Source organism: Streptomyces sp. H51 (genome assembly GCF_035656535.1).
GTDB lineage: Bacteria > Actinomycetota > Actinomycetes > Streptomycetales > Streptomycetaceae > Streptomyces.
On sequence record NZ_JAYMHD010000089.1, the window covers coordinates 96,520 to 121,234 of the forward strand.

Annotated in this window: 19 protein-coding genes and 4 pseudogenes; 15 read left to right on the forward strand and 8 right to left on the reverse strand. The window is 72.2% G+C overall.

What is annotated here, in order from left to right; genetic code table 11:
• Nucleotides 1-2 precede the first annotated feature (2 nt).
• Together VKA29_RS36395 and VKA29_RS36400 are read right to left on the reverse strand one after the other, a co-directional pair.
• The gene (locus VKA29_RS36395) at nt 3-1,202 is read right to left on the reverse strand and encodes an ABC transporter substrate-binding protein (protein ID WP_324790359.1); all 1,200 of its coding nucleotides are present in this window, start codon (nt 1,200-1,202) and stop codon (nt 3-5) included.
• 22 nt (nt 1,203-1,224) lie between these two features.
• On the reverse strand, nt 1,225-2,256 hold the full coding sequence (locus VKA29_RS36400; RefSeq protein WP_324790360.1) for an ABC transporter ATP-binding protein: 1,032 nt from the start codon (nt 2,254-2,256) through the stop codon (nt 1,225-1,227).
• A 112-nt stretch (nt 2,257-2,368) separates the two neighbouring features.
• Between VKA29_RS36400 and VKA29_RS36405 the strand changes: the two genes are divergently transcribed.
• Nucleotides 2,369-3,115, forward strand: coding sequence for a FadR/GntR family transcriptional regulator (locus VKA29_RS36405; RefSeq protein ID WP_324790361.1), 747 nt, complete (start codon nt 2,369-2,371; stop codon nt 3,113-3,115).
• Nucleotides 3,116-3,154: 39 nt separating this feature from the next.
• Nucleotides 3,155-3,946: a cache domain-containing protein gene (locus VKA29_RS36410; protein ID WP_324790362.1), complete on the forward strand. Its 792-nt coding sequence runs from the start codon at nt 3,155-3,157 to the stop codon at nt 3,944-3,946.
• Between the two features lie 211 nt (nt 3,947-4,157).
• Here VKA29_RS36410 and VKA29_RS36415 read toward each other — a convergent pair whose 3' ends face one another.
• Nucleotides 4,158-4,820: a hypothetical protein gene (locus VKA29_RS36415; RefSeq protein WP_324790363.1), complete on the reverse strand. Its 663-nt coding sequence runs from the start codon at nt 4,818-4,820 to the stop codon at nt 4,158-4,160.
• 233 nt (nt 4,821-5,053) lie between these two features.
• Between VKA29_RS36415 and VKA29_RS36420 the strand changes: the two genes are divergently transcribed.
• From VKA29_RS36420 to VKA29_RS36430, 3 genes are all read left to right on the forward strand, one after another.
• Nucleotides 5,054-5,704, forward strand: a complete 651-nt coding sequence (locus tag VKA29_RS36420) for a helix-turn-helix transcriptional regulator (protein WP_324790364.1) — start codon at nt 5,054-5,056, stop codon at nt 5,702-5,704.
• A gap of 32 nt (nt 5,705-5,736) precedes the next feature.
• The gene (locus VKA29_RS36425; RefSeq protein WP_324790381.1) at nt 5,737-6,267 is read left to right on the forward strand and encodes a toxin-antitoxin system, toxin component; all 531 of its coding nucleotides are present in this window, start codon (nt 5,737-5,739) and stop codon (nt 6,265-6,267) included.
• 127 nt (nt 6,268-6,394) lie between these two features.
• Nucleotides 6,395-6,622 (forward strand): hypothetical protein, encoded by a 228-nt coding sequence (locus tag VKA29_RS36430; protein WP_324790365.1) that lies wholly within the window; start codon nt 6,395-6,397, stop codon nt 6,620-6,622.
• A 21-nt stretch (nt 6,623-6,643) separates the two neighbouring features.
• Here VKA29_RS36430 and VKA29_RS36435 read toward each other — a convergent pair whose 3' ends face one another.
• On the reverse strand, nt 6,644-7,327 hold the full coding sequence (locus VKA29_RS36435) for a 4'-phosphopantetheinyl transferase family protein (protein WP_324790366.1): 684 nt from the start codon (nt 7,325-7,327) through the stop codon (nt 6,644-6,646).
• Nucleotides 7,324-8,184 (reverse strand): metallophosphoesterase, encoded by an 861-nt coding sequence (locus VKA29_RS36440; RefSeq protein WP_324790367.1) that lies wholly within the window; start codon nt 8,182-8,184, stop codon nt 7,324-7,326. Before VKA29_RS36440 ends, VKA29_RS36435 begins: the two co-directional genes overlap by 4 nt.
• Before the next feature lie 364 nt (nt 8,185-8,548).
• On the opposite strand from VKA29_RS36440, the gene VKA29_RS36445 reads away from it, so the two are divergent.
• From VKA29_RS36445 to VKA29_RS36455, 3 genes and pseudogenes are all read left to right on the forward strand, one after another.
• Complete coding sequence (locus tag VKA29_RS36445; protein WP_324790368.1) at nt 8,549-9,709, forward strand: ATP-grasp domain-containing protein; 1,161 nt, start codon at nt 8,549-8,551, stop codon at nt 9,707-9,709.
• 217 nt (nt 9,710-9,926) lie between these two features.
• Nucleotides 9,927-10,076: pseudogene (locus VKA29_RS36450) on the forward strand (DapH/DapD/GlmU-related protein); the annotation flags it as partial.
• A gap of 317 nt (nt 10,077-10,393) precedes the next feature.
• A pseudogene (locus tag VKA29_RS36455) lies at nt 10,394-11,552 on the forward strand (macrolide family glycosyltransferase).
• A gap of 74 nt (nt 11,553-11,626) precedes the next feature.
• Here the strand turns inward: VKA29_RS36455 and VKA29_RS36460 are convergent.
• Nucleotides 11,627-12,013, reverse strand: coding sequence for a hypothetical protein (locus VKA29_RS36460; protein WP_324790369.1), 387 nt, complete (start codon nt 12,011-12,013; stop codon nt 11,627-11,629).
• Nucleotides 12,014-12,354: 341 nt separating this feature from the next.
• On the opposite strand from VKA29_RS36460, the gene VKA29_RS36465 reads away from it, so the two are divergent.
• Entirely contained in the window at nt 12,355-13,995 is a 1,641-nt protein-coding gene (locus tag VKA29_RS36465; protein WP_324790382.1) for a carbohydrate binding domain-containing protein, read from the forward strand.
• Nucleotides 13,996-14,144: 149 nt separating this feature from the next.
• On the opposite strand, the gene VKA29_RS36470 is transcribed toward VKA29_RS36465, so the two are convergent.
• Entirely contained in the window at nt 14,145-17,192 is a 3,048-nt protein-coding gene (locus VKA29_RS36470) for an alpha-mannosidase (protein ID WP_324790370.1), read from the reverse strand.
• A gap of 133 nt (nt 17,193-17,325) precedes the next feature.
• On the reverse strand, nt 17,326-18,663 hold the full coding sequence (locus tag VKA29_RS36475) for a 6-phospho-beta-glucosidase (RefSeq protein WP_324790371.1): 1,338 nt from the start codon (nt 18,661-18,663) through the stop codon (nt 17,326-17,328).
• A gap of 426 nt (nt 18,664-19,089) precedes the next feature.
• Here VKA29_RS36475 and VKA29_RS36480 point away from each other — a divergent pair, with 426 nt between their 5' ends.
• From VKA29_RS36480 to VKA29_RS36505, 6 genes and pseudogenes are all read left to right on the forward strand, one after another.
• Nucleotides 19,090-19,377, forward strand: a complete 288-nt coding sequence (locus VKA29_RS36480; RefSeq protein WP_324790372.1) for a hypothetical protein — start codon at nt 19,090-19,092, stop codon at nt 19,375-19,377.
• A 372-nt stretch (nt 19,378-19,749) separates the two neighbouring features.
• Nucleotides 19,750-21,150 carry a glycoside hydrolase family 16 protein gene (locus VKA29_RS36485; protein WP_324790373.1) on the forward strand — a complete coding sequence of 467 codons (1,401 nt, stop codon included), beginning with the start codon at nt 19,750-19,752 and terminating at the stop codon, nt 21,148-21,150.
• A 422-nt stretch (nt 21,151-21,572) separates the two neighbouring features.
• Nucleotides 21,573-21,800, forward strand: a pseudogene (locus VKA29_RS36490) (transketolase); the annotation flags it as partial.
• 132 nt (nt 21,801-21,932) lie between these two features.
• Nucleotides 21,933-23,495: a glucose-6-phosphate dehydrogenase gene (zwf, locus tag VKA29_RS36495; protein ID WP_324790374.1), complete on the forward strand. Its 1,563-nt coding sequence runs from the start codon at nt 21,933-21,935 to the stop codon at nt 23,493-23,495.
• Nucleotides 23,492-24,427, forward strand: coding sequence for a glucose-6-phosphate dehydrogenase assembly protein OpcA (opcA, locus tag VKA29_RS36500; protein ID WP_324790375.1), 936 nt, complete (start codon nt 23,492-23,494; stop codon nt 24,425-24,427). Before zwf ends, opcA begins: the two co-directional genes overlap by 4 nt.
• Nucleotides 24,420-24,715, forward strand: a pseudogene (locus VKA29_RS36505) (glucose-6-phosphate isomerase); the annotation flags it as partial. The gene opcA and the pseudogene VKA29_RS36505, both read left to right, overlap by 8 nt.

Sequence of the window (24,715 nt, forward strand, 5' to 3'; positions counted from 1 at the left end):
CGTCAGCCCTTGATCTCGGTCCAGGCCTGCACCCACTTGGCGTACGGCACGCACTTCACGTCCGTGCGGCCGTCCAGGCACTGCTCGATGGGCGTGTTCCAGAAGGCGATCTTCTTCCAGTAGGCCTCGTCGGCGGCGTGGTAGGTGGTGCAGAAGGTCTTGTCGCTGGTCTGCTCGCAGGCCTTGGCGTTGGCGGGCGCCTCGCCGAAGTACTCGGCGACCTGGGCGTTGACCTTGGGCGAGATGATCCAGTCCAGCCACTTGTAGGCGCAGTTGGGGTGCTTGGCCTTGGCGGCGACCATCCAGGTGTCGGACCAGCCGGTCGAACCCTCCTCGGGCACCAGGGCCTTGACCTTGGCGCCCTCGTCGGCGGCGAGGCTGGCGATGACCTGCCAGGTGGTGCCGACCACGGAGTCGCCGCTCTTGAAGGCGGAGACCTCCTTGAGGTAGTCGCTCCAGTACTCGCCGATGTTCGCGTTCTGCTTCTTCAGCAGGTCCACCGCGGCGTCGAACTGCTTCTGGTCCAGCGCGTACGGGTCCTTGATCTTCAGCTCGGGCTTGGTGGCCTTGAGGTACAGCGCCGCGTCGGCGATGTAGATCGGCGAGTCGTAGGCGGTGACGTGGCCCTTGTACTTCGCCGCGTCGTCGAACACCGCGGACCAGGAGGTCGGGGCGGGGCTGACCTTCTGCGTGTCGTACATCAGCAGGTTGGCGCCGCGGCCGTGCGGGATGCCGTACATCTTGCCCTTGACGGAGTTCCAGTTGCCGTTCTTCAGGCCGCTGAAGACGTCCTTGTAGTTCGGTACCAGCCCGGTGTTGACGGGGGCCGCGTCGCCGGAGGCGATCAGGCGCAGGGAGGCGTCGCCGGAGGCGGAGACGGCGTCGTACTCGCCGGTCTTCATCAGCTTGACCATCTCGTCGGAGCTGGCCGCGACCTTGGAGTTGACCTGGCAGCCGGTCTGCTTCTCGAAGTCGCTGACCCAGTCGACCTTCGGGTCGTTGGAGCCGTCCTCGACGTAGCCGGCCCAGGCGATCAGGTTGACCTGGCCCTCGGTCTTGCCGAGCTTCGAGGGTGCCTTCAGGTCAGGGGGGTTGAGGCCGCCGGCGGAGGAGCCGCCGGAGCCGGAGGAGCCGCAGGCGGTGGCGGCGAGCAGCAGCGCGGTGGCGGCGCCCGCTGCTCGGAGGGTTCGGGTGAGGCGCACGACGTACTCCAGGGGTGAGGGTTCAGTCGGGGACGTGGACGGTGTGGCGGCGGTGCCACTGGAGGCGGACCCGGGTGCCGCGGTAGGCGGCGACGTCCTCGGCGGAGGTCTCGAGGTTCTGCTGGAGCGCGGTGAGGCGTCCGCCGGCGTCGAGGTCGACGAGGAAGCGGGTGGCGTCCCCGAGGTAGACGACCTCGGCGACGGTGCCGGTGGCGTCGGCCGTCTCCGGCTCGTCGGTCTCGGCGGACTCCTTCAGCACGCGGATCTTCTCCGGGCGGATGCTGTAGGTGCCGGGCGTGCCGACGACGCGCTGGGCGGATTCGCCCGCCAGGAGGTTGGAGGTGCCGACGAAGGAGGCGACGAAGGCGGTCGCGGGGCGTTCGTATATCTCGGCGGGGGTGCCGACCTGTTCGATACGGCCCTGGTGGAAGACGGCGATGCGGTCGCTCATCGTCAGCGCCTCCTCCTGGTCGTGGGTGACGAAGACGAAGGTGATGCCGACCTCGCGCTGCAGCGCCTTGAGCTCCACCTGCATCTGCTCGCGCAGCTTGAGGTCGAGGGCGCCGAGGGGTTCGTCGAGCAGCAGGACGCTGGGGCGGCCGACGAGGGCGCGGGCGAGGGCGACGCGCTGGCGCTGGCCGCCGGAGAGCTGGGCGGGCCGGCGCCGGCCGAAGCCGTCCAGCCGTACCTCGGCGAGGGCCTTGCGGGCGCGCACCAGCCGTTCCGCCTTGGGCACCTTGCGGATCTTCAGGCCGTAGGCGACGTTCTGCTCCACGGTCATGTGCGGGAACAGGGCGTAGTCCTGGAAGACGGTGTGCACGTCCCGCTCGAAGGGCGCGAGTCGGGTGACGTCCTTGCCCGCGAGTTCGATCCGGCCTCCGGTGGGCGTCTCGAATCCGGCGATCATGCGCAGCACCGTGGTCTTGCCGGAGCCGGAGGGTCCGAGCATCGAGAAGAACTCTCCGTCCCGGATCTCCAGGTCGACCCCGGCCACGGCGGTCGTCTCCCCGAACGACTTCCGCAGATCCTGTAGCCGGATCGCACGTCCCTCCATGAGCGGGAACCTTTCTGGCGTTCTGGTGCGTTGACCTCTTGACATGAAACATATGAAGTCATAGTTCAAACCTCAAGGCCCCCTTAGGGTAAAGCTTGAGTCAACGCACAAGGTGGTGGCCGTGAAGCAATCGATCGACGGCGGCGCCCGCAGAGCCGTCTTCGCGCCGGTCGAGGGCCGGGCGCGCGTCGAGGCCGTGGTCCAGCGCCTCGGCGACGCCATAGAACTCGGCCTGCTCGCCGACGGTGAGCAGTTGCCCGGCGAGAGCGAGCTGGCCGGGCAGCTCGGCGTGTCCACGGTGACCCTGCGCGAGGCGCTGATGGCGCTGCGCCAGCAGGGCCTGGTCACCACCCGCCGCGGTCGCGGCGGCGGCAGTTTCGTCTCCCTGCCCGAGCTCCCCGGCGAGGAGCGCCTCAAGGTCCGGCTGCGCGGCTGGAGCACCGAGGAACTGCGCGACCTGGGCGACCACTGGGCGGCCCTGTCGGGTGCCGCGGCCCGCCTCGCCGCGCAGCGCACGGACGCCGACGACCTCGCCCAACTCCGCCGCAGCGTCGACGAGCTGGCCGGAGCCGAGGACGCGGCGACACGCAGCCGGGTGTACGGCCGCTTCCACGTGGAACTGGCGGCGGCCGCGCAGTCGGCCCGGCTCACCCGGGAACAGGTGGCCCTCCAGACCGACATCGGGGCGCTGCTGTGCCTTGTGCTCGGGGACGACGAATATGGTGAAGAAGTCGCAGACCGTCACCGGTCCGTAATCTCGGCCGTGCAAGATGGGGCGCACGAATCGGCCAGGGAGCTGGCCGAGCGGTGCGTCCTGGAGTCGACGGCGAGACTCATCGCCCTGCGCCTGTCCCTCTAGCCGCGCGCCGCGCCCGGTCCTCGTCCGCTGGAGGGCGCCATGATCACCAGCCCCGGCCTCGTGGGAGCGCCGGCCGCCACGCTCGACCCGTCCACCGAGGCAGAGGTGACGGCTCGGGTCGGCGGCGCGCTGGAGGCGGTCTTCGACGCGGTCGCCGAGACCCGCGCCGACGCCACGGCGCTGCTGACCCGGGTGACCGGCCGGCACCGCCGCCCCGCGACCGCCGACCTCGCCGCGCTCCGCCCCGGCCTGCACCTGCGGCTGACCCGGCAGGAACTGGTCTCCGGGGCGGGTTTCGTGGCCGCGCCCGGCCTGCTGAGCGACGTGCCGGCCTGGCTGGAGTGGTGGCAGACCACCGCCGACGGCCAGGTACGTCCCCTGCTGCTCGACCTGGACCCCAGCCGGTCGGCGTACTCGGACTACACCCACTGGGACTGGTTCGCCCTGCCCCGCGACACCGGCCGCCGCGCGGTGGCGGGCCCCTACGTCGACTACCTCTGCTCCGACGAGTACAGCCTCACGCTGTCCGCGCCGGTCGAGGTGGACGGCCGGTTCATGGGCGTGGCCGCGGCCGACGTGTACCTGCGCCACTTCGAGGCGGCCGTGCTGCCCCTGCTGCGCCGGCTGCCCGGACCCGCGTACCTGGTGAACGCGCGCGGCCGGGTCGCCGCCTCCGCGGACCCGGCACATCTGGCCGGCTCCCTCGTCAGGGGACCGGACTTCGCCGCCGTCCTGGAGCACTCGCGCCCGGCGCGGTCCGCCGGGCTGCGGCTCGTCCCGTGCCGGGGCGTCCCGCTCGTCCTGGTGACCGCGGCGCACCGGACGTCGTGACGGCGGGCGGTGACCCGGCCGGCCGTGGCGGCGCCCGGTCTCGCGGCCTCCGCTGACGGCGCCGGACAGCCCCTGCCGAGCGGGACAGCCCCTGCCGAGGCCGCCGCGCCGACAAGGCGCGTGCCGACAAGGCGCAATGCTCACAAGGCGCGTGCCGACAAGGCGCGTGCTGACAAGGCGCCGTCGGCGACCTGAACGCCGACGGTGCCCGTCAGACCTCGGGGGCCGGCACCACCCTCAGGTGGGCGGCCGCGGGGCGGGCCGTGCGGCCCCGGGACCGGTCGCGCCGCGCCTCGCGCAGCACCAGCGTCAGCCGCGTGTACCCCATCTCCTCCAGCGTCCGCGTCGTCTCGTCCATGACCCGGCAGTCCGTGGCGCCCCAGCGCGGATCGGGGTGCGTCACGGGCCGTACGGCGCCGTCGTGCCGGACGGCCCGCTCGCCGACCGCACGGATCCAGTGCGGCAGCCCCTGCCGGAAGGCGGCCTCCATCAGGGGGTCCTGCGCGATCTCCCGCCGGATGGCCTGCAGCCCGTGATCATGTCCGTGGCGCTCCACGGCGTCCGCGAAGTGCGCCAGCATCGGCAGGCACCAGCTCGACTCGTGCTCACCGAGGACGCTGCCCGCGTCCGGGTGGAACAGCACGAAGCGGAGGAAGTTGTCGCCGGGCATGGCCGTCGGATGCGGGGACACCTCACGGAAAAGTGACGCGAAAGCGCTGTTGGACAGAACGACGTCCCAGCGGTGGTCGAGCACGACGGACGGGTAGGGGACGGCCTCCAGGAGGACGGCACAGTCCTGCAGATAGGCCTGGGCCTCGAGACTCACGGGGACGGGCCGCGGTGCCGACCGCTGCCCTCCTGCCTGAAATGCCATCGGGAGGTCACCCCTCTTGCCTATGCGGCCTTCACGCGGCGCCTTGATCCTGGGGCCACGACCGGAGTCGTGTCAACTATCGTGGCATTCCACGCCTGTTGACCGCTGGTTGACGGCTGAAATTGGCCACAGTTGTGGCGAGACCTGGATGTGGGTTCGAACGACCGGTAATCTCCGTCGGGTTCACGGCAACCGTTTGTGAGAAGCCTGTGAGAAACGTAGGAGATCGGTCGGTGACGGATGGCTTCGAGAGTCCGGGCACCGCGGCGAGCGCTGCGCTGCCGGCCGTCGTCGCTCGCGTCACCGCGCTCGCCGACCGGCTCGGCGTGCCCCACTCGCAGGTCTTCGACACCGCCCGTCTGTCCGTCGCCTCCGGCGTGCCCGAGCCGGTCGTCAAGGCCCTGCTCGGCGGCCGGCCCGCGGGCGAACGCGATGTGCAGGCCCGCTTCCTGCAACGCCTGGACCTGTTGCGGCGCACCCGCCTGAAGCCCAACGGCCGCAAGTACACGCAGCAGGAGATCGCCGACGGCGCGGGCATGTCCCGGCAGCAGGCGGGCGCCCTCATCAACGGCGACCGGCGTCCGACCATGGAGCACTGCGACGCCATCCAGCGCTTCTTCCGGGTGCACGCCGGCTTCCTCACGGCCGAGGACCCCGAGGCCCTCGCGGGCGCCCTGCAACACACCGAGCAGGAACTCCTGCAGCAGCTCGCCGAGCGGGAGGCGGCCGCGGCCTCCGAGGACCCCTTGGAGCGCCTGTTGCAGGACCACGGCGTCCGCGGGATCGCCTGGCGGGCCGCGCAGCTGCCCACCGACCAGCACCGGGACAAGGTCGCGGAGTGGCTGGACATGCTCCTGGAGAGCGTCAAGCGGCCCGAGTCGTGAGCCGGGGGATAACTGTGGGCATCGGCAAGGAAATGCGCCGCCTGTGCGGCGAACTGGTCGCGGAACTCGACCTCTCCGCACCGGCGCACCCCGCTGAGCTGTACGGCGCCCTCTGCCACGCCATGAGCCGGCGCCGCGGCCGCCCCGTCCACTTCCGCACGGCCGCCTTCCCCACCGGCACCGCCAGCGGCCTGTGGCTGGACATGGCCGACCAGGACCTCGTGGTCATCGAGGAACGCACCGCTCCCGACCACCAGTTGGTCATCCTCGGCCACGAACTGTGGCACATGAAGGCCGGCCACTGCGGCCACCACCTCGAAGGCGCCAGGGTCGCCGCCCGCCTCCTGGACGACGAGGCCGACCTCCAGGCCACCGTCCGCAAGGTGGCCGCCCGCAGCCGCTTCGATCTGGCCGACGAGAAGGAGGCCGAGGCCTTCGGCCTCCTCCTGGCCAGCAGGTGCCGTACGTGGCTGGTGGGTTCGTCCCTGCGGGCGCCGGTGCAGCGCGACCACCTCGCGGGCCGGATCGAGGCGTCCCTGGGCTACCTGGGCCCCCAGTCCTGATCTCCGCCGAGCGGGCGGACCGCGCGGCGGCCCGGACCGATTGTCAGTGGCGGACGGCAAGCTGGAGTCGCACCCCCTTCATCGCGGGGCGTGCGCGACCGACGACGCCGACAGGAAGAGCCGACCGATGCCCACAGCCCTTCTGACCGACCACGAGCGCACCGCCGTCCAGGCCTACCTGCGGCTGCTGCACACGGTGCGGGCCTGCCTCGACGGTCCGCCCGGTTCCCGCCGGCCGCCCGTCGTCCCGCCGTCGGTGCTCGCCGAGGCCGAACAGGCGCTGGAGCGGGCCGGACTGACGGGCAACGAGGAGGAGTTCTTCCGCCTGCTGCGCGGCTGGTGCCCGGAGCCGTGAGCGGGGGAGCGGCGGTGGCGGTCAGTCCGGGTGCGGCACCGTCACCGATGTCGCCACCAGTCCGCGCCGGACGGTCCAGCGGCCCTCGAAGTGGCCGACCCGGCCGCCGCCGACCAGCGGACCGGGGACGAGGAGCGCGGCACGGAATCCGCCGCTGAACCGGTCGCCGGGATCGGTGTGCACCTCGATGTCGGCCTCGGAGAAGTCCAGCCACTGCCCGGTGAGCGGGAACCACGCCTTGTAGACGGCTTCCTTGGCGCTGAACAGGAGCCGGTCCCAGTGCACGTCGGGGCGGTCCGCGGTCATGCGCCGCAGCCGGGCCGCCTCTGCGGGCAGGGCCACGGCGTCCAGGACGCCCTCCGGGAGCGGACCGTGCGGTTCGGCGTCGATGCCGAGGGAGGCCAGGTCGCCCGCGCGGACCAGTGCGGCGGCGCAGTAGCCGGCGCAGTGGGTCATGCTGCCGGCCACGCCGGTCGGCCAGACCGGGGCGCCGCGTTCGCCGGGCAGCAGGGGCTGCGGCGGCACGCCGAGCTTCTCCATGGCCCGGCGGGCGCAGGAACGTACGAGGGCGAACTCGCGGCGGCGCTTGTCGACGGCCTTCGCCACCACCGCCGCCTCCTCCGGGTACAGCGGCGCGGGCTCGCTCCCGTCGTCACCGTGGGCTTCCACGACGACCACCGTGTCCGGCAGCAGCTCCTCGATCACCCGGCTTCGACCTCCTTCGGCAGGATGCGGCGCAGCCGCCCCGGCGGCTGCTGCCGCTTGCGCCACTCACGCGGGTAGCCGACGGACACCTCCTCGAAGCGGACGTCCTCGTGCCAGGTGGTCCGCGGGATGTGGAGGTGACCGTAGACCATGGTCTCGACGCGGAACCGGCGGTGCCAGTCCGCGGTCGCCGTGGTCCCGCACCACATGGCGAATTCGGGGTGCCACAGGATGTCGGTGGGGTGCCGGTGCAGCGGATAGTGGTTGACGAGGACGGTGGGCAGGTCCTCGGGCAGCGCGGCGAGCCGGCGCTCGGTCTCGGCGATCCGGGCCCGGCACCAGGCCTCGCGGCTCGGATAGGGGTCGGGGTGCAGCAGGTACTCGTCGTTGCACACGATGCCGGTGCCGTGCGCGTACTCCAGTCCCTGCGCCTTGGTGACGCATCCGGCGGGCAGCCACGAGTAGTCGTACAGCAGGAACAGCGGCGCGACGGCCACCGGGCCGCCGGGGCCTTCCCAGATGGGGTAGGGGTCCTCGGGGGTGACGACGCCGAGTTCGCGGCACAGGGTGACCAGGTGCTCGTAGCGGGCGACTCCGCGCGCGGTGACGGGGTCCTTCGGGTGGGTCCACAGCTCGTGGTTGCCGGGCACCCAGACGACCTTGGCGAAGCGGCTCGCGAGTGTCTTCAGGGCCCAGCGGATGTCGGAGACGATCTCGGAGACGTCGCCGGCGACGAGCAGCCAGTCCTCGTCCGACCCGGGGCGCATCTCCTCGACCAGCGCACGGTTCTCGGCGTAGCCGATGTGCAGGTCACTGATGGCCAGCAGTTGTCCGGCACCACCGGCCGTCGATGTCACCTGTCGCCCCCTCCGCGCTCGCCCGAGCGCCCACGAACGGACCTGCCTCGGGGCCGTCCGCCTCCGCGCGGGCGACCGCCACCACGACAACACATTCCCGGCTGCCGGACAAGGTGCCTCGACAGGTCACAGGGCCGTGTCCCGGAACGCCCGGCCGGCAGGGCCGGCCGGTGGGCGCCGACGGGTGGGGCCGGGCGGGAATCCGTAACACGCACGTTGCGCGCCGGGCCCTCGCGAAGCCGTATGATCGCCCCGACACCACTGCCCTTTCCCTTCTTTCAGGGGCGGTTCGGTGACCCTCCAACCACCCTGCCCGGGCACGGGCCCGCTTCGCCCTGCCCGTTTACCGTGAAAGGCGGCCTGCATGGTCTCTCGCGTACGCGTCTGGCTGAACCGCACGTACGCGGAGAACGTGTTCTTCATGGATCAGCTGCGGAGAAATCCCAGCGACCGCGCGGTCGAGATCCATGCGACGCACGGGGACGCGGACTCTCCCGTGCTGGCCGCCGCGGACACCGCCGAACTGGAGCCGGAGGGCCTGTCCCCGGCCGCCTACGTCGAGTACGCCCTCGCCCAGTGCCGGCGTCGCGGCATCGACGTGTTCGTGCCCCGGTTGCAGCAGGCGGCGATCGTCGAACACCGCGCCGAGTTCGCGGCCGTCGGCACCGCACTGCTGGCGCCGCCGCCCCAGGCGGTGGCCGTCTTCGAGGACAAGGTGATCGCCTACGAGGCGGTCCAGGCGATCGGCGTGCCCGTGCCGCAGTGGTGGCGGGTGCGCACGGCGGACGAACTGGTCGCCGCCGTCGACGAGTTGGAGGCGGGCGGCCACAAGGCCTGCTTCAAGCCGGCGTCCGGCGCGGGCGGGGTCGGCTTCCGCGTCGTCACCCGCTCCCCCTTCGCGCTGGCGCAGCTGAACGGCTTCCCGAGCCCGTACGTGCCGCTCGACCTGGTCGTCGAGGCGCTGGAGCAGGCCGAGGAGCCGGTGGACTGGCTGGTGATGCCGCGCCTGGAGCAGCCGGAGGTGTCGGTGGACTGCCTCACCGGACCCGACAACCGGGTCCGGCTGGCGGTGGGCCGCACGAAGAACGGCCGTCGGCGCGGGTTCACGCTGCACGAGCAGTGGCTGGAGCCGGCGCGGCGCATCGCCGAGGGCTTCGGGCTGCACTACCTGTCGAACATCCAGTTCCGGATGTACGGCGACCGGCCGGTGCTGATGGACGTCAACACCCGCCCGGCCGGCGGCCTGCACCAGCTGTCGCTGTGCGGCGTCAACGCCCCTTGGGCGGCTGTGCAGTTGGCGCTCGGCGAGGACCCGGGCGAGATGGCGCCGCCGTTCCTGGGCCAGGACTACACGGTGGTGTCGGCGCCGCGTCCGCTGCGCCCGGTGTCGCTCCCGCAGCAGCGCGCGGAGGACCCGGAGCCGCTGCTGCCCGTCACCCCCCTCCCGGCGGACACCCGGGACACCGCGGCCACGGCGGAATCGGCCGTGCCGGAGACCGGCAGCCGGGCCACCGCGCCGGCCTAGGCCCACCGGCATGCCCGGCCGGCCGTTCACGGCAGGCGGCTGGGCGTCGGACGCTGTCCCGGGACGCGCGGCCGGCCCCGCCGGGGGACGCGGTCGCGCCTTCCCGTGGGTCTGCGCCCGCTTCGCGCCCCGGACGGCGCCGGCGGGCGGCAGGTGTGGGTCGGCACACGCGGAGAACGGGTCCCCCCGGACGGCGCGCTGCAGCGATCGTCGAGCTGGGGACACCGTCGTCGGCGACGACGTCCGGTTCGGCCACGGCACGACGGTGCTGCCCGGTGTGCGGATCGGCCACGGCGCGGTCATCGGCTCCGGCGCGGTGGTCAGCACGGACGTACCCGACCACGGGATCGTCGGCGGCAACCCTGTCGGGCGGCTTCGCCGGCCTGGAGGCTGCCGCCCCGGCCACCCCGAAGGCGTGACGCCTCTGCGGGGATCCCCGCGGGGCACCGGCCCTCAGGGGCCGCAGACGGCGGTCGACGGTAATGGAGGTGCCCCGGAGGCGAGGACGGGCTAGGGTCGCGGGCATGTTCTTCCTCCTTCAGATCTACGGCTGACACGGTCGGGCAGCGCCCCGACTCCTGTCCCGCCCGCCCACGTGCGCGCCCGCGTCCGAGGCTCTCGGAGCGGCCGGCGCACCGGCTTGCGGTGTCCCTTCCGCCGTAGACCCGAAGTGAGTGATCGTCCATGTCCCGTCGCCGTGCCCACATCGCGATGGTCGGCATTCCCGCCGTCGGTCATGTCCTGCCCAGCCTCGACATCGTCCGCGAGCTGGTGGCCCGCGGCCACCGTGTGAGCTACGCCAACGACCCGGCGGTGGCCGACCTGATCACCGCCACCGGCGCCGAACTCGTCGCCTGCTCCTCCGTGTTGCCGGTCGCCGACCACAACTGGCCCGACGACCCCGTCGCCGCGATGGACCTCTTCCTGGACAACGCCGTCCGAGCACTGCCCCAGTTGCACGCCGCCTACGACCAGGACCCGGCGGACCTGTACCCGTACGACATCGGGGCCTACGCCGCGCGCGCCCTCGCCGAATCGCAGGCTGTCGCCGACGTTCGTGGCCTGGGACGGCTACGAGCAGGACGTCGCGGTCCACCTGCGTCAACTGCCGGGTGCCGACGCCCACCGGGCGAAATTCGCACGGTGGCTCACCGGCTGCGGGGCGTCCACCACCGACGTGGACGCCTTCTCCGGCCGGCCGTCGCGGACCCTCGCCCTGATCACCCGGGCGATGCAGCCGCACGCCGACCGGGTCGACACCGACACGGTGACCTTCGTGGGCCCCTGCTTCGATGCGGCAGCGGGCGCGGACGGCTGGATCCGTCCGGCGCACGCGGAGAACGGCCTGCTGATCTCCCTGGGCTCGGCGTACACCCGTCGACCGGAGTTCTACCGCCAGTGCCTGGCGGCCTACGGCAGACTGCCCGGCCGGCACGTCGTGCTCCAGATCGGCAAGTACACCGTCCCGCGGGATCTCGGCGACATCCCGCCCGGCGTCGAGGTGCACTCCTGGGTCCCGCAGCGGGCGATCTTGGAGCACGCGGACGCCTTCGTCACCCACGCCGGTATGGGCGGCTGCGGCGAAGGGCTGCTCGCCGGCGTGCCGATGATCGCCGTGCCGCAGGCCGTCGACCAGTTCACTAACGCCGACCGGCTCGTGGAGCTGGGCGTGGCCCGCCGCGTCGACACCGCGGAAGCCACCGCCGAGACCCTGCGGGCGGCCCTGAACGACCTGGTCACCGACCCGGAAGTCGCCCGCCGCTCGGCGTCGCTGAGCGCCGGCGCCCGCGCCGAGGGCGGCACCGCGCGCGCCGCCGACCTCATCGAGGACGTGCTGTCCTGACCCTCGCCAGCCACAGCCGGAGACCGCGGAAGGGCTCGTCGGCAAGCCGACGAGCCCTTGTGCACGCCGGTGGCTCAGGTGCACCAGGCACCGTTCGACTCGTAGATCTTCTGGATGTTGCCGCTGTACACCCAGCCGGAGATCTCCCGGCCGTTGTACCACGCCGACCCGTGGTACCAGAGGTGGCCGAGATCGTTGTAGTCCTTGCAGTCCAGGCTGAACTCCGTGCCGCCCGGAACATAGGTGGAGGCGCAGTCCGCGTAGGGACCGGTGGCGCGGATGGGGATGTTCTTCCCGGTGACCAAGGTGGCGTAGCCTCCGTCGTACGGACGCCACGATTCGCTGTAGCAAGCGAGCGAGTTCGCGGGTCCCGTTGTGGCCGCCTGGGCCGGTGCGGTGATTCCACCGGCGAGAAGGGCGGCACCCATGGTGACGCCGGCGAGGAGTGTGCGTATGTGCACGGGTGATGTCTCCGTTCGCGTGAGTCGATGACAACGCCTGCAGACCACGGACCGGCTTCCTGGAGTGGTGCGTCGTGACCTCCAGGTGGTCCGGGTGTCGTGTTCTCACCGTGCCGGGGTCACCTGCGGAGAACCTTCGGGAAATCTGGAATCGGGCTGTATCCGGTGGTCTGCCACTTCTTCATAGCGGTCTGGACCAGCATCTTGACATCACGATTGGTCCATACCAGCTTTGGTCTGTGCACCTCCGCACACCATCCGTGCACTCCCGAACAACCCTTACTCCTCAGGGAGATCGCGCGCGCAACACACTCGGACGTCACAGACGTCGGCTCCTCGCCCTGCTCGGCTCCGCGGCCCTCGCGCTCGCCGGCGCCATCGCCCTCCCCGGCACCGCCCAAGCGGCCAACGTCCTCACCAACCCCGGCTTCGAGTCCGGCGGCCTCTCCCCCTGGACCTGCACCGGCAACCTCGGCTCGGTCGTCTCCTCCCCCGTGCACAGCGGCTCCAAGGCCCTTCAGGGCGCGGTGAGTTCCAGCGACGACGCGCAGTGCAGCCAGACCGTCGCGGTGCAGCCGAACACGACGTACAGCCTCAGCGGCTGGGTGCGCGGCTCCTATGTCTACCTGGGCGTGAACGGCGGCGCCTCCACCTGGACGACCTCCCCGTCGGCGTACAGCCAGCTGTCGGTGTCCTTCACGACCGGCGCCTCGCAGACGAGCGCCACCGTCTACGTCCACGGCTGGTACGCCCAGGGCACCTACTACGCCGACGACATCAGCCTCGACGGGCCCGGCGGAGGCGGCTCCGACACCCAGGCGCCGACCGCGCCCACGGGGCTGACCTCCACCGGCAAGACGTCGTCCAGCGTGTCGCTGTCCTGGAACGCCTCGACGGACAACGTCGGCGTCACGGCGTACGACGTCTACAGCGGCTCCAACAACGTGCTCAGCGTCTCCGGCACCAGCGCCACGGTCAGCGGGCTGTCGCCGAGCACCGCCTACACCTTCACGGTGAAGGCCCGGGACGCGGCCGGGAACAGCTCCGGGGCGTCCAACTCCGTGTCCGTGACGACCGACGCGGGCACCGGCACCGGCACCTCCTTCAAACAGGCGGCGCCCTACCTCTACGAGGGCTGGGGCGACCCGCCGAGCCCGAGCACGGTGATGAGCGCGACCGGCGTGAAGTGGTTCACGATGGCGTTCGTGCTGGACTCGGGCGGCTGCACGCCCTCCTGGGACGGCAGCAGGCCGCTGACCGGCGGCGTCGACCAGAGCGCCATCAACGCCATCCGTTCCGCGGGCGGTGACATCGTCCCGTCGTTCGGCGGCTGGCAGGGCAGCAAGCTCGGCGCCAACTGCTCCTCCGCGAGCGCCCTCGCCGGGGCCCTGCAGAAGGTGATCGACGCCTACTCGCTCAAGGCGATCGACATGGACATCGAGAACACGGACGAGTTCGAGAACGAGGCCGTCCAGGCGAAGATCCTGACCGCGCTGAAGACCGTCAAGGCCAACAACCCCGGCCTGAAGACGATCGTCACGTTCGGCACGTCGACCACCGGCCCGACGTACTACGGCAACCGGCTCATCGAGCAGGCGCAGTCGCTCGGCGCGAACATCGACGTGTTCACCATCATGCCGTTCGACTTCGGCGGCGGCTCCGACATGTACGGCAACACGGTGAACGCGGCCGAGGGCCTGAAGGCCAAGCTGAAGTCGACGTTCGGCTGGGACGACGCCACCGCCTACTCGCACATCGGCATCTCCGGCATGAACGGCCTGTCCGACCAGCAGGAGAACACCACTCCGGCGATCTGGACGCAGATCCGGGACTGGGCCAACAGCCACCACATCGCGCGGCTCGCGTTCTGGTCGGTCAACCGCGACCGGCCGTGCCCGGGCGGCGGCGTGGTGAGCAACTGCTCCGGCATCAGCCAGGACACCTGGCAGTTCACCTCGATCACGGCCGGCTTCACCGGCTGAACCCGGCCGGCCCGCGCGAGCGCCGGCGCCGGGCCCCCGCGGCGGGAGGAACCACGACCGCCCCGGGGGCCCTCCCGTGGTGCGCCGGCACGGCACGCGGGGAGCGGCGCACGGGCGGGCCCTGATGAACCGGGGCCCGCCCGGCGCCGTCAGCCCGCCGCGGCGCGCCGCAGGCGCAGGGTCAGGATCTGGAAGGGGCGCAGCACGACGGGGACGCCGTCGTCGACGGGCACCTCCTCCAGCGGCCGTTCCAGCAGATCGGTGATCTGGGCGGCGGCGAGCGGGAAGCCGGTGCGCAGCACGCCCCGGGCGCGGCCGCCGCGGCACTCGTACAGCCGTACCACGACGTCGCCGGACGCGTCGTCGGCGAGCTTCACCGCCTCGACGGTCACGCCGTCGCCCCGCACGGAGACGACCGGTTCGGGCGCGCCCGCCGCGTCGGCCACCCGCAGCGGGAGGTTGAGGGCGTAGCCCTCGGCGACCGCGTCCTCGATGTCCGCGCCGGGCAGCAGGGAGTAGGTGAAGCGGTGGCGGCCCTGGTCGGCCCCCGGGTCCGGCACCCGCGGGGCGCGCACCAGGCTGAGACCGACCGTGGTCGTCGTGCCGCCGTCCTCGCGGACCGTGCGGGTGACGTCGTGGCCGTACGTCGAGTCGTTGAGGACCGCGACGCCGTAGCCGGGCTCGGCGAGGTGCACCCAGCGGTGGCCGGAGACCTCGAAACGGGCCGCCTCCCAGCTGGTGTTGACGTGGGTGGGGCGCTGGACGTGGCCGAACTGGATCTCCGCCGAGGCGTGCGCGGCGCGGATGTCGACGGGGAAGCCCGCCTTGAGGATCTTCTCGGCCTCGTGCCAGTCGAGGTCGGTCTCGAAGTCGACGCGGGGGCTGCCGGCCCGCAGCGTGATCGTCTGGCTGATCGTGGAGCCCCTGCCGAAGGACCGGGAGACGCGGATCGAGGCGAGCAGCGGGTCCCGCTCGACGACCTCGACGCTCGTGGCGTCCAGCAGGTCGGTGTACCGGTTGCGGTAGTGCTTGTCGATGTCCCAGGCGTCCCAGTAGTTGGGCAGGTCGGTGTGCAGGCGCAGCAGGTTGCCCGGGCCGGCGAGCACCTCGCGGTCGGCGCGCAGGTCGAACACGGAGGCCAGGGTGCCGTCCTCGGCCACCTCCACGCGGACCAGGCCGTTGTCGAGGACGCGGCCGTCCACCGTCACCGGCCGCGGCGGCCGGGCGCCGGCGAGCGGCGCGCTGCCGTTCGCCGGCACCTCGACGTACGCCGGGACCCCGTCGGCCGTGCGGACGACCTCGGCCCGGTCGTACGGGCTGGTGTTGAAGGCCCGCGCCGGGCCGCTGCCCAGCGCGGCCACCGCCTCGCCGGTCAGCTCCTCCAACTCCTCCGCCACACGGGCGTACTCGGCTTCCGCCTCGCGGTGCACCCAGGCGATGGAGGAGCCCGGCAGGATGTCGTGGAACTGGTGCAGCAGCACCGTCTTCCACAGCCGGTCCAGCTTCTCGTACGGGTAGGCGTGGCCCGGCGCGTTGAGCGCGGCCGTGGTCGCCCACAACTCGGCCTCGCGCAGGCGGTGTTCGGAGCGCCGGTTGCCCTGCTTGGTGCGGCCCTGGGAGGTGTAGGTGGCCCGGTGCAGCTCCAGGTACAGCTCGCCGACCCACACCGGCGCGTCCGGGTACTCCTCGCGGGCCTTGGCGAAGAAGGCGTCTGGGTGCTCGATCTCGACCCGGGGCGACCCCTCCAGGTCACGCAGCCGGCGCGCCCGTTCCATGATCTCGCGGGTGGGTCCGCCGCCGCCGTCGCCCCAGCCGAACGGGGCGAGGGAGCGGGTGGCGCCGCCCTTCTCGGCGTAGTTGCGCACCGCGCGGGACATCTCCTCGCCGCTGAAGCGGGCGTTGTAGGTGTCGATGGGCGGGAAGTGGGTGAAGATGCGGGTGCCGTCGATGCCCTCCCACCAGAAGGTGTGGTGGGGGAACGTGTTGGTCTGGTTCCAGGAGATCTTCTGGGTGAGGAACCACTCGTTGCCGGCGAGCTTGGCGAGCTGCGGGTAGGCCGCGGTGCAGCCGAAGGAGTCGGGCAGCCAGACCCCCTTGGTCTCGATGCCGAAGTGTTCGAGGAAGAACCGCTTGCCGTGGACGAGTTGGCGGGCGATGGCCTCGCCGCCGGGCAGGTTGCCGTCGGCCTCCACCCACATGCCGCCGACGGGCGCCCACTGGCCCTTCTCGACCGACTTCCTGATCCGCTCCCACACCTGCGGGTGGTTGTCGCGCACCCACTCGTACTGCTGGGCCTGCGAGCAGGCGAAGACGAACTCCTCGTACTCCTCGGCCAGCGAGGTGACGTTGGAGAAGGTGCGGGCGGTCTTGCGCTTGGTCTCGCGGACGGGCCACAGCCAGGCGGAGTCGATGTGCGCGTGGCCGACGCCGGAGATCACGTGCGCGCTGGCGTGGGCGGGCTTGGCGAGCACCGGCCGCAGCGCCTCGCGCACGGCGGCGGCCGAGCCGGCGACGTCGTCGAGGTCCAGCAGGTCGAGGGCGCGGTCGAGGGCGTGCAGGATCTCGTGGCGGCGCGGGTCGTGCTCGGCGAGCTCCGCCATCAGCTCGCGCAGCACCTGGAGGTCGAGGTCGAGGTGCCAGACCTGCTCGTCCAGCACCGCGAGGTCGGCGCTGCGGAAGGTGTAGAGGGGCCGGTCGCCCGCGGTGAGGACGTCGCCGAGGGGGGTCGGGCGGGCGAAGCCGTCGGCCAGGATGTCGGGGTTGGAGGCGGCCTCGACGAGGTAGTGGACCTCCTCGCCGCCCGCCGCGGGGGCGGCGACGGGCACGTACTGGTTGAGCGGGTTGACCGCCTTCAGCGGCGTGCCGTCGGCGAGGTGGACCAGCGCCTCGGCCTGGTTGCCCGGCCAGCCGCCGACGAAGCCGAGGTCGATGACGGCCTCGACGCGCCGTCCCGCCCACTCGGCGGGCACCCGTCCGCGCATCCGGAACCAGGTGGTGCCCCAGGGCGGCCCCCAGGGGGTGTCCATGGCGAAGGGCTCGTAGGCGGCGGCCGCGGCCCGGTCGAACGGGACCGGCTCGCCCGGCGCCTGCCAGGCCTCGACCGTGAGCGGAACGGTGACCGCGTGGACCGCGGGCTTGATGCGCTGGGTGTGGAGGCGCTGCGCGCGCTCCTCGATCCGGCGGCGTTCGTCGTGCATGAAGGGTCTCCAGGAAGCCAGGGAGCCGAGCGGAAGCCGGTTGAGGGCCGATGTCGAACCGATGGTCAGCCGGTGGGGAGCCTGCCGGGGAAAGCGCCCAGCCGGTGGAGAAAGCGCTTTCCCGACGCGGAGCCTACTTCAGGTACGCCAGTTCGGGGTGCGCCGCGGTGTAACCGTCGACCAGTCGGCGGGCGACGGTCACGGAGTCGACCAGCGGGTGCAGCGCGAACGCCTTCACCGCCGTCGCCCGGGAACCGGACCCGGCCGCGGCGAGCACCTCGCGCTCGACCGCCTTCACCGCGCACACCAGTCCCGTCGCGTGGCCGGGCAGCGGGTCGACGGCGACCGGGTGCGCGCCGTTGGCGTCGACCAGGCAGGGCACCTCGATGACGGCCTCGGAGTCCAGCGCCGACAGGGTGGCCCGGTTGCGGACGTTGAGGATCAGGGTGGCGCGCTCGTCGCGGGCGATGGCCCGCATCAGGGCCAGGGCGACCTTCTCGTAGCCGCCTGAGAGGTCGTCGGCCTCGCGCTCGCCGGCGCCGGCGGCCTCCCGGTTCTCCGCCATGTACGTCTCCTCGCGCTCGGCGCGGGTGCGTTCCCATGCCTCCAGTGCCGACCCGTCCGGGCGGCCGGCCTCCCGGTAGAAGCGGGCCTGCTGGTCGCGCAGGAAGGCGCCGCGGGTCTGCTCCGCCTGCTGGTAGGCGCGTACGGTCTCGCGGTTGAAGTAGTAGTAGTGCAGGTATTCGTTGGGGACGGCGCCCAGGGAGCGCAGCCAGTCCGCGCCGAACAGCCGGCCCTCCTCGAAGGAGCCCAGCAGGCCGGGGTCGGCGAGCAGCCGCGGGAGTTCGTCGCGGCCGGCCACCCGCAGGCCGCGGACCCAGCCGAGGTGGTTGAGGCCGACGTAGTCGATCCACGCCTCCTTCGGGTCGGCGCCCAGCACGCGGGCGATCCGGCGGCCCAGGCCGACCGGCGAGTCGCAGATGCCGATGACGCGGTCGCCGAGGTGCCGCGACATGGCCTCGGTGACCAGGCCCGCCGGGTTGGTGAAGTTGATGACCCAGGCGTCGGGGGCGAGCCGGGCGACGCGCCGGGCGATGTCGACGGCGACCGGGACGGTGCGCAGCCCGTAGGCGATGCCGCCCGCGCCGACCGTCTCCTGGCCGAGGACGCCCTGTGCCAGCGCCACCCGCTCGTCCTCCGCCCGGCCCCGCAGGCCGCCGACCCGGATCGCCGAGAACACGAAGTCGGCGCCGCGCAGGGCCTCGTCGAGGTCGGTGGTGGCACTCACCTCGGGGGCGTCGGGCACGCCGGCGGCCTGCTCGGCGAGCACCCGGGTGACCGCGGCCAGCCGCCCCGCGTCCAGGTCGTGCAGCACTACCCGGGTCACCCGCCCCGGCGCGCGGTCCCCGAGCAGCGCCCCGTACACCAGCGGCACCCGGAACCCGCCGCCGCCCAGAATCGTCAGCCTCACTCCTGCACCTTTCCCGCCGGGTCCGCCGCGCGGCCCGCCTCCCGCGGGGAGGAACGGGCCGGCGGGGCGGCCGGCGCGTTCGTCACCACCACGTCCAGCTCCCGCCGCCCGCACGCCCCCGCCGTCCCCGTTCCCGGGGACCCCCGCGGAGCCGGCGGGCAGGACGACCTTGCCACAGGCCACGGCCGCGGCCCGCCGCACCGGCCACCGTGCCGGTCGCCCGCCTGCCGGAAGGCGCCGCCGGTCGGACGGCGGGCACGTCCCGGCCGGGGCACCGTTACGCGCCGAGCGGACGGCGGCCCCCTCCCCCGCCCCGCGTCCCTCGCGCCGTACCGTGAGGTCACGGAGCTCCGTGGCAGGCAGTCCGATCACGCTCCGATACGCGGTGGCGGTGGCCCGCGGCGACGCGCGCGAGATCATCCGACCATGAGCGGCGATGTCGAAGTGAATGCTCTGGCGATCAACGTCACGGTCCCGCAGGCGCTCCGCTGGACGGACACCCGCCGCGGTGAAGCGTTCACGCTGACCACACTCAACGTCCGGCTTCTCCCGGACGGTCACCTCGCCGTGCAGGCTTACGGCAGACCGGTCCATGGCGGTCGGAGCGCATACGTCCCGTTCCCGGTCCCCGACGAACCCGAACCGGCGGCCCTGGCCGCCGACGCCGCCGACCGTGCCGGGGCACTGTGGGCCGCCCATCGTGGTCTCGGCTGAGCCCGGTTCGAGTCGCCGGCGGACGGCGGCAGGCCCGGATTTCGTCTCCACGCCGAGCGCCCGCGACAGCAGTGCGAGGGTGGTGTGGTGGTTCGAGACGGGCTCGCAGTGGCGGGAAGGTCCCTGAGCGGAAGCAGCAGGGCGTGCGGGGCGCCGGGGCGTGGAAAGCGTGCGGCGCGCCCTGGAAGTCTCGGCCGATTCGCACGATTCATGCGGTGAACTCACCCGCGCCACAAGGACTTTACTTGTTTTAAGTCTTGACGACCGGAGGGACGGAGAGCACATTGGGGCCACTCTGAGAGCGCTCTCACCCGGCTCTCGAAGGCACCAGGCTCCCCACGCATGGAACCCCGTACCCGAGAGGCACCCCACATGAGTGACACCTCCGGCACGTACCGCAGACGGCGCCCGCTGCGGCGGGTGCTCGTCGCCGTCCTGGGCACGCTCGGCCTGACGGCCGCCGCCGCCACCATCGCCGTACCGTCCGCGAACGCTTCCGCCCCCACGCCGCCGTCGGGCTGGACGCAGGTCTTCCTGGACGACTTCAACGGCCCCGCCGGCTCCGGCGTCAACACCGCCAACTGGCTCTACGACACCGGGACCTCCTACCCGGGCGGCGCCGCCAACTGGGGCACCGGCGAGGTCGAGACGATGACGAACAGCACGAGCAACGTCTCGCTCGACGGCAACGGCAACCTGCGCATCACCCCGCTGCGCGACTCCTCCGGCCGCTGGACCTCGGGCCGCATCGAGACCCAGCGCACCGACTTCCAGCCGCCGTCGGGCGGCAAGCTGCGCGTCGAGGCGCGCCTCCAGATGCCCAATGTCACCGGCACCGCGGCGGAGGGCTACTGGCCGGCGTTCTGGATGCTGGGCGCCCCCTTCCGCGGCAACTACCAGAACTGGCCGGGCGTCGGCGAGCTGGACATCATGGAGAACGTCCAGGGCCTGAACAAGGTCTGGGCGACGATGCACTGCGGCACCAACCCGGGCGGCCCGTGCAACGAGACGTCCGGCATCGGCAACTCCGTCGCGTGTCCGAACACCACCTGCCAGTCGGGCTTCCACACCTACGCCATGGAGTGGGACCGCTCGGTGAGCCCGGAGGCGATCCGCTTCTACGTCGACGGCGTCAACTACCACACGGTGACGGCCGGTCAGATGGACGCCACCACGTGGGCCAACGCCACCAACCACGGCTTCTTCGTCATCCTGAACGTGGCGATGGGCGGCGGCTTCCCGGACGCCTTCGGCGGCGGCCTGGACGCCGACACCCAGCCGGGCCACCCGATGGTCGTCGACTACGTCCAGGTCCTCCAGGCGGGCGGCGGGGGCAGTACCACACCGCCCCCCTCCGGCAACCGTGACGCCTACAGCGCCATCCAGGCCGAGTCCTACGACAGCCAGTCCGGCGTGGTCACCGAGACCACCTCCGACACCGGCGGCGGCCAGGACATCGGCTACCTCGCAGACGGCGACTGGGCCCTGTACAAGGGCGTCAACTTCGGCTCCACCGCGGCCACTCAGTTCTTCGCCAGGGTGGCCAGCGGCGCCGCGTCCGGGGTCAGCGGCCTGGTCGAGGTACGGCTGGACAGCCGCACCAGCACCCCGGTCGGCAGTTTCGCGCTGGCCAACACCGGCGGCTGGCAGACCTGGAAGACGGTTCCGGCCAACATCAGTGCGGTGACCGGCACGCACGACGTGTACCTCACCTTCTCCAGCGGCCAGCCGTCCGACTTCGTCAACGTCAACTGGTTCGACTTCGGCCACTGACCGGCCGTTGACCGGCCGCCGTACGGTCACCGACCGGCCGGTCGCGGCCCGGTCGCGGCCCGCGAGGGGGCTCCACGCGCGCGTGGAGCCCCCTTTCGGCGCATCAACGCGTCTCCCGCCCGGAACGCCGCCGGGGTCAACTCGGCGTGGTGTGCGCGTGGCGCGGGACAGGAAGCCGGGATGCATGACCAGAACGGTTCCGCGGTACTCGTCCGCCCGGAGCTTCGGACGATGCCGCCCGCCGTGTCCTTCTCGCACCTCCGCGCCGGTGTGCCGGCTCGCCCTGGTGGATCTCCGGGGGGCCTCTTCGGCGGCCCGCTTTCACCGCAGGTTGGCACATCGCCACCTTCCACTTTAAAGTCAGACTTTTAGATTTGAACGTGTACGTCAGGCACCAGGCTCGGATCGAGGACCTCTTGAAGATGAGCACGCAGATCGCGGACCGCGTGGAAGGGACCGGACCCCACCGGTGTACCCTCTGCGCCGCCCGCCGGTTGGCGGTCGGTGCCGTACGGAAGGCGGGAAGGGGCCACCCGGGCACCGTCATGAGTCTGGCGCCGACGGCATACACGATCTTTCAGAAGGTGATGCTTCACGACCCGGCCGACCCGGAGCGGACCGGCCATGACCGTTTCGTGCCGTCCCCCGGGCCGGAGTACGGGCACACGGCCCGCCCGGGAATCGCTTGCCGCGGCATGCGGTTGACGCGATCGCGAGCCGCCCCGGCGGGACCTGCCTGCCGCGGCGACGGAATCCAGCAAGCACGAGGGAGTTGATGCCATATGAGCGCCACTCCGCTCGAGGAGGTGACGGCTCCGGTCACCGGATGGGACAACCCGCTGCGGGACGCCCGTGACCGCCGGCTGCCCCGCGTCGCGGGCCCGTCCGGCCTGGTCGTCTTCGGCGTCACCGGCGACCTGTCCCGCAAGAAGCTGATGCCGGCCGTCTACGACCTCGCCGACCGGGGCCTGCTGCCGCCGGGCTTCTCGCTGGTCGGCTTCGCCCGCCGCGACTGGGAGGACCAGGACTTCGCGCAGGTCGTCCACGACGCCGTGCGCGACCACGCCCGTACGCCGTTCCGCGAGGAGGTCTGGCAGCAGCTCGCCGAGGGCATGCGGTTCATCCCCGGCGACTTCGACGACGACACGGCGTTCACGCTGCTGCGGCAGACCGTCGACGAGCTCGACAAGGCCCGCGGCACCGGCGGCAACTTCGCCTTCTACCTGTCCGTGCCGCCGAAGTTCTTCCCGAAGGTCGTCCGGCAGCTGAAGAAGCACGGGCTGGCCGACGCCCCGGAGGGGTCCTGGCGGCGCGCGGTCATCGAGAAGCCGTTCGGCCGCGACCTGGCGAGCGCGCGTGAGCTGAACGCGATCGTGCACGACGTGTTCGAGCCGGACCAGGTCTTCCGCATCGACCACTACCTGGGCAAGGAGACCGTCCAGAACATCCTGGCGCTGCGCTTCGCCAACCAGCTCTTCGAGCCGGTGTGGAACCGGTCGTACGTGGACCACGTGCAGATCACCATGGCCGAGGACATCGGCATCGGCGGCCGGGCCGGCTACTACGACGGCATCGGCGCGGCCCGTGACGTCATCCAGAACCACCTGCTGCAACTGCTGGCGCTGACCGCCATGGAGGAGCCCGCCTCCTTCGACGCGCCGTCGCTGCTCACGGAGAAGCTGAAGGTCCTCAGGGCCGTGACGCTGCCGGAGGACCTGGACCGGCACACGGTGCGGGCGCAGTACACGGGCGCCTGGCAGGGCGGCGAGAAGGTGCGCGGTTACCTGGAGGAGGACGGCATCGACCCGGCCTCCGCCACCGACACCTACGCGGCGGTCCGGCTGAACGTGGACAACCGCCGCTGGGCGGGCGTCCCCTTCTACCTGCGCACCGGCAAGCGGCTGGGCCGCCGGGTCACCGAGATAGCCGTGGTGTTCCAGCGGGCGCCGCACTCCCCCTTCGACTCCACGGCGACGGAGGAGCTGGGCCAGAACGCGATCGTCGTCCGCGTCCAGCCGGACGAGGGCGTCACCGTCCGCTTCGGCTCCAAGGTGCCGGGCACGTCGATGGAGATCCGGGACGTGACCATGGACTTCGCCTACGGCGAGTCCTTCACCGAGTCCAGCCCCGAGGCGTACGAGCGCCTCATCCTGGACGTGCTGCTCGGCGACGCCAACCTCTTCCCCCGTCACCAGGAGGTGGAAGAGTCGTGGCGGATCCTCGACCCGGTCGAGGAGCACTGGGCGACCGACGGCAGGCCCGCGCGGTACGCCGCGGGCAGCTGGGGGCCCGGGGAAGCCGACGAGATGCTCGCACGAGACGGACGGAGCTGGCGCAGGCCATGAAGATCGACCTGACGGACACCACGGCAAGCAAGATCAACAAGGCGCTGGTGCAAGGTCGCCGCGCCCTCGGCACACCCGCCGTGGGCATGGTGCTGACGATGGTCATCGTCACCGACGAGGAGAACGCCTACGACTCGATCAAGGCGGCCGAGGAGGCCTCGCACGAGCACCCCTCGCGCACCCTGGTCGTCATCAAGCGGCACGCCCGCACCCCGCGCGACCGCCACGACTCCCACCTCGACGCCGAGGTGCGGGTGGGCGCCGACGCGGGCACCGGCGAGACCGTCGTCCTGCGCACGTACGGCGAGGTGTCCGAGCACGCCGACTCCGTCGTCCTGCCGCTGCTGCTGCCCGACGCGCCGGTCGTCGTGTGGTGGCCGGTGGAGGCGCCGGAGGAGCCCGCCAAGGACCCGCTGGGCGCCCTCGCCCAGCGCAGGATCACCGACCTGTACGCCGCCGGGAACCCGCTGGAGGCGCTCCGGGCCCGCGCCCGCTCCTACGCGCCCGGCGACACCGACCTCGCCTGGACCCGGCTGACCCCGTGGCGCTCCATGCTGGCCGCGGCCCTGGACCAGGCCCGGACGAAGATCGTGTCGGGCGCGGTGGAGGCCGAGGCCGACAACCCGGCCGCCGAGCTGCTGGCGCGCTGGCTGGAGGCGCGGCTGCACGTGCGGATCGACCGGATCGTCACCGCCGGCCCGGTGGTCACCGCGGTGCGGCTGGGCACCCAGCAGGGCGAGATCGTCATCGACCGCCCCGAGGGCCCGCTGGCCACGCTGACCCTGCCGCACCAGCCCTCCCGCACCCTCGCGCTGAAGGTCCGCACCACCTCCGAACTCATCGCCGAGGAACTGCGCCGCCTCGACGCGGACGAGATGTACGCCGTCGCCCTGCGCGGCGAGTCCCCCAAGGAGAACGCCTCTCATGTCTGACGCCCCCCAGCTCACCCGGCGGCCCGAGTGGACCGCCCTGCAGGACCACCGCGCCCAGCGACAGCCGCACCTGCGCGAGCTGTTCGCCTCGGACCCGGGGCGGGCGCAGCGGTACGTGGTCCGCGTGGGCGACCTGCGCATCGACTACTCCAAGCACCTGGTCACCGACGAGACGCTGGCCCTGTTGCAGGAACTGGCCGCCGCCACGGACGTGTTCGGCCTGCGCGACGCGATGTTCCGCGGCGAGAAGATCAACGTCACCGAGGACCGGGCGGTGCTGCACACCGC

Bases quoted from the DNA above. Each gene is read 5' to 3' on its own strand.
- opcA (WP_324790375.1), top strand. From the start codon at position 23,492: ATGAAGATCGACCTGACGGACACCACGGCAAGCAAGATCAACAAGGCG.
- VKA29_RS36470 (WP_324790370.1), bottom strand. From the start codon at position 17,192: ATGCACGACGAACGCCGCCGGATCGAGGAGCGCGCGCAGCGCCTCCAC.
- VKA29_RS36480 (WP_324790372.1), top strand. From the start codon at position 19,090: ATGAGCGGCGATGTCGAAGTGAATGCTCTGGCGATCAACGTCACGGTC.
- VKA29_RS36445 (WP_324790368.1), top strand. From the start codon at position 8,549: ATGGTCTCTCGCGTACGCGTCTGGCTGAACCGCACGTACGCGGAGAAC.
- VKA29_RS36485 (WP_324790373.1), top strand. From the start codon at position 19,750: ATGAGTGACACCTCCGGCACGTACCGCAGACGGCGCCCGCTGCGGCGG.
- zwf (WP_324790374.1), top strand. From the start codon at position 21,933: ATGAGCGCCACTCCGCTCGAGGAGGTGACGGCTCCGGTCACCGGATGG.
- VKA29_RS36430 (WP_324790365.1), top strand. From the start codon at position 6,395: ATGCCCACAGCCCTTCTGACCGACCACGAGCGCACCGCCGTCCAGGCC.
- VKA29_RS36410 (WP_324790362.1), top strand. From the start codon at position 3,155: ATGATCACCAGCCCCGGCCTCGTGGGAGCGCCGGCCGCCACGCTCGAC.
- VKA29_RS36400 (WP_324790360.1), bottom strand. From the start codon at position 2,256: ATGGAGGGACGTGCGATCCGGCTACAGGATCTGCGGAAGTCGTTCGGG.
- VKA29_RS36415 (WP_324790363.1), bottom strand. From the start codon at position 4,820: ATGGCATTTCAGGCAGGAGGGCAGCGGTCGGCACCGCGGCCCGTCCCC.
- VKA29_RS36425 (WP_324790381.1), top strand. From the start codon at position 5,737: ATGCGCCGCCTGTGCGGCGAACTGGTCGCGGAACTCGACCTCTCCGCA.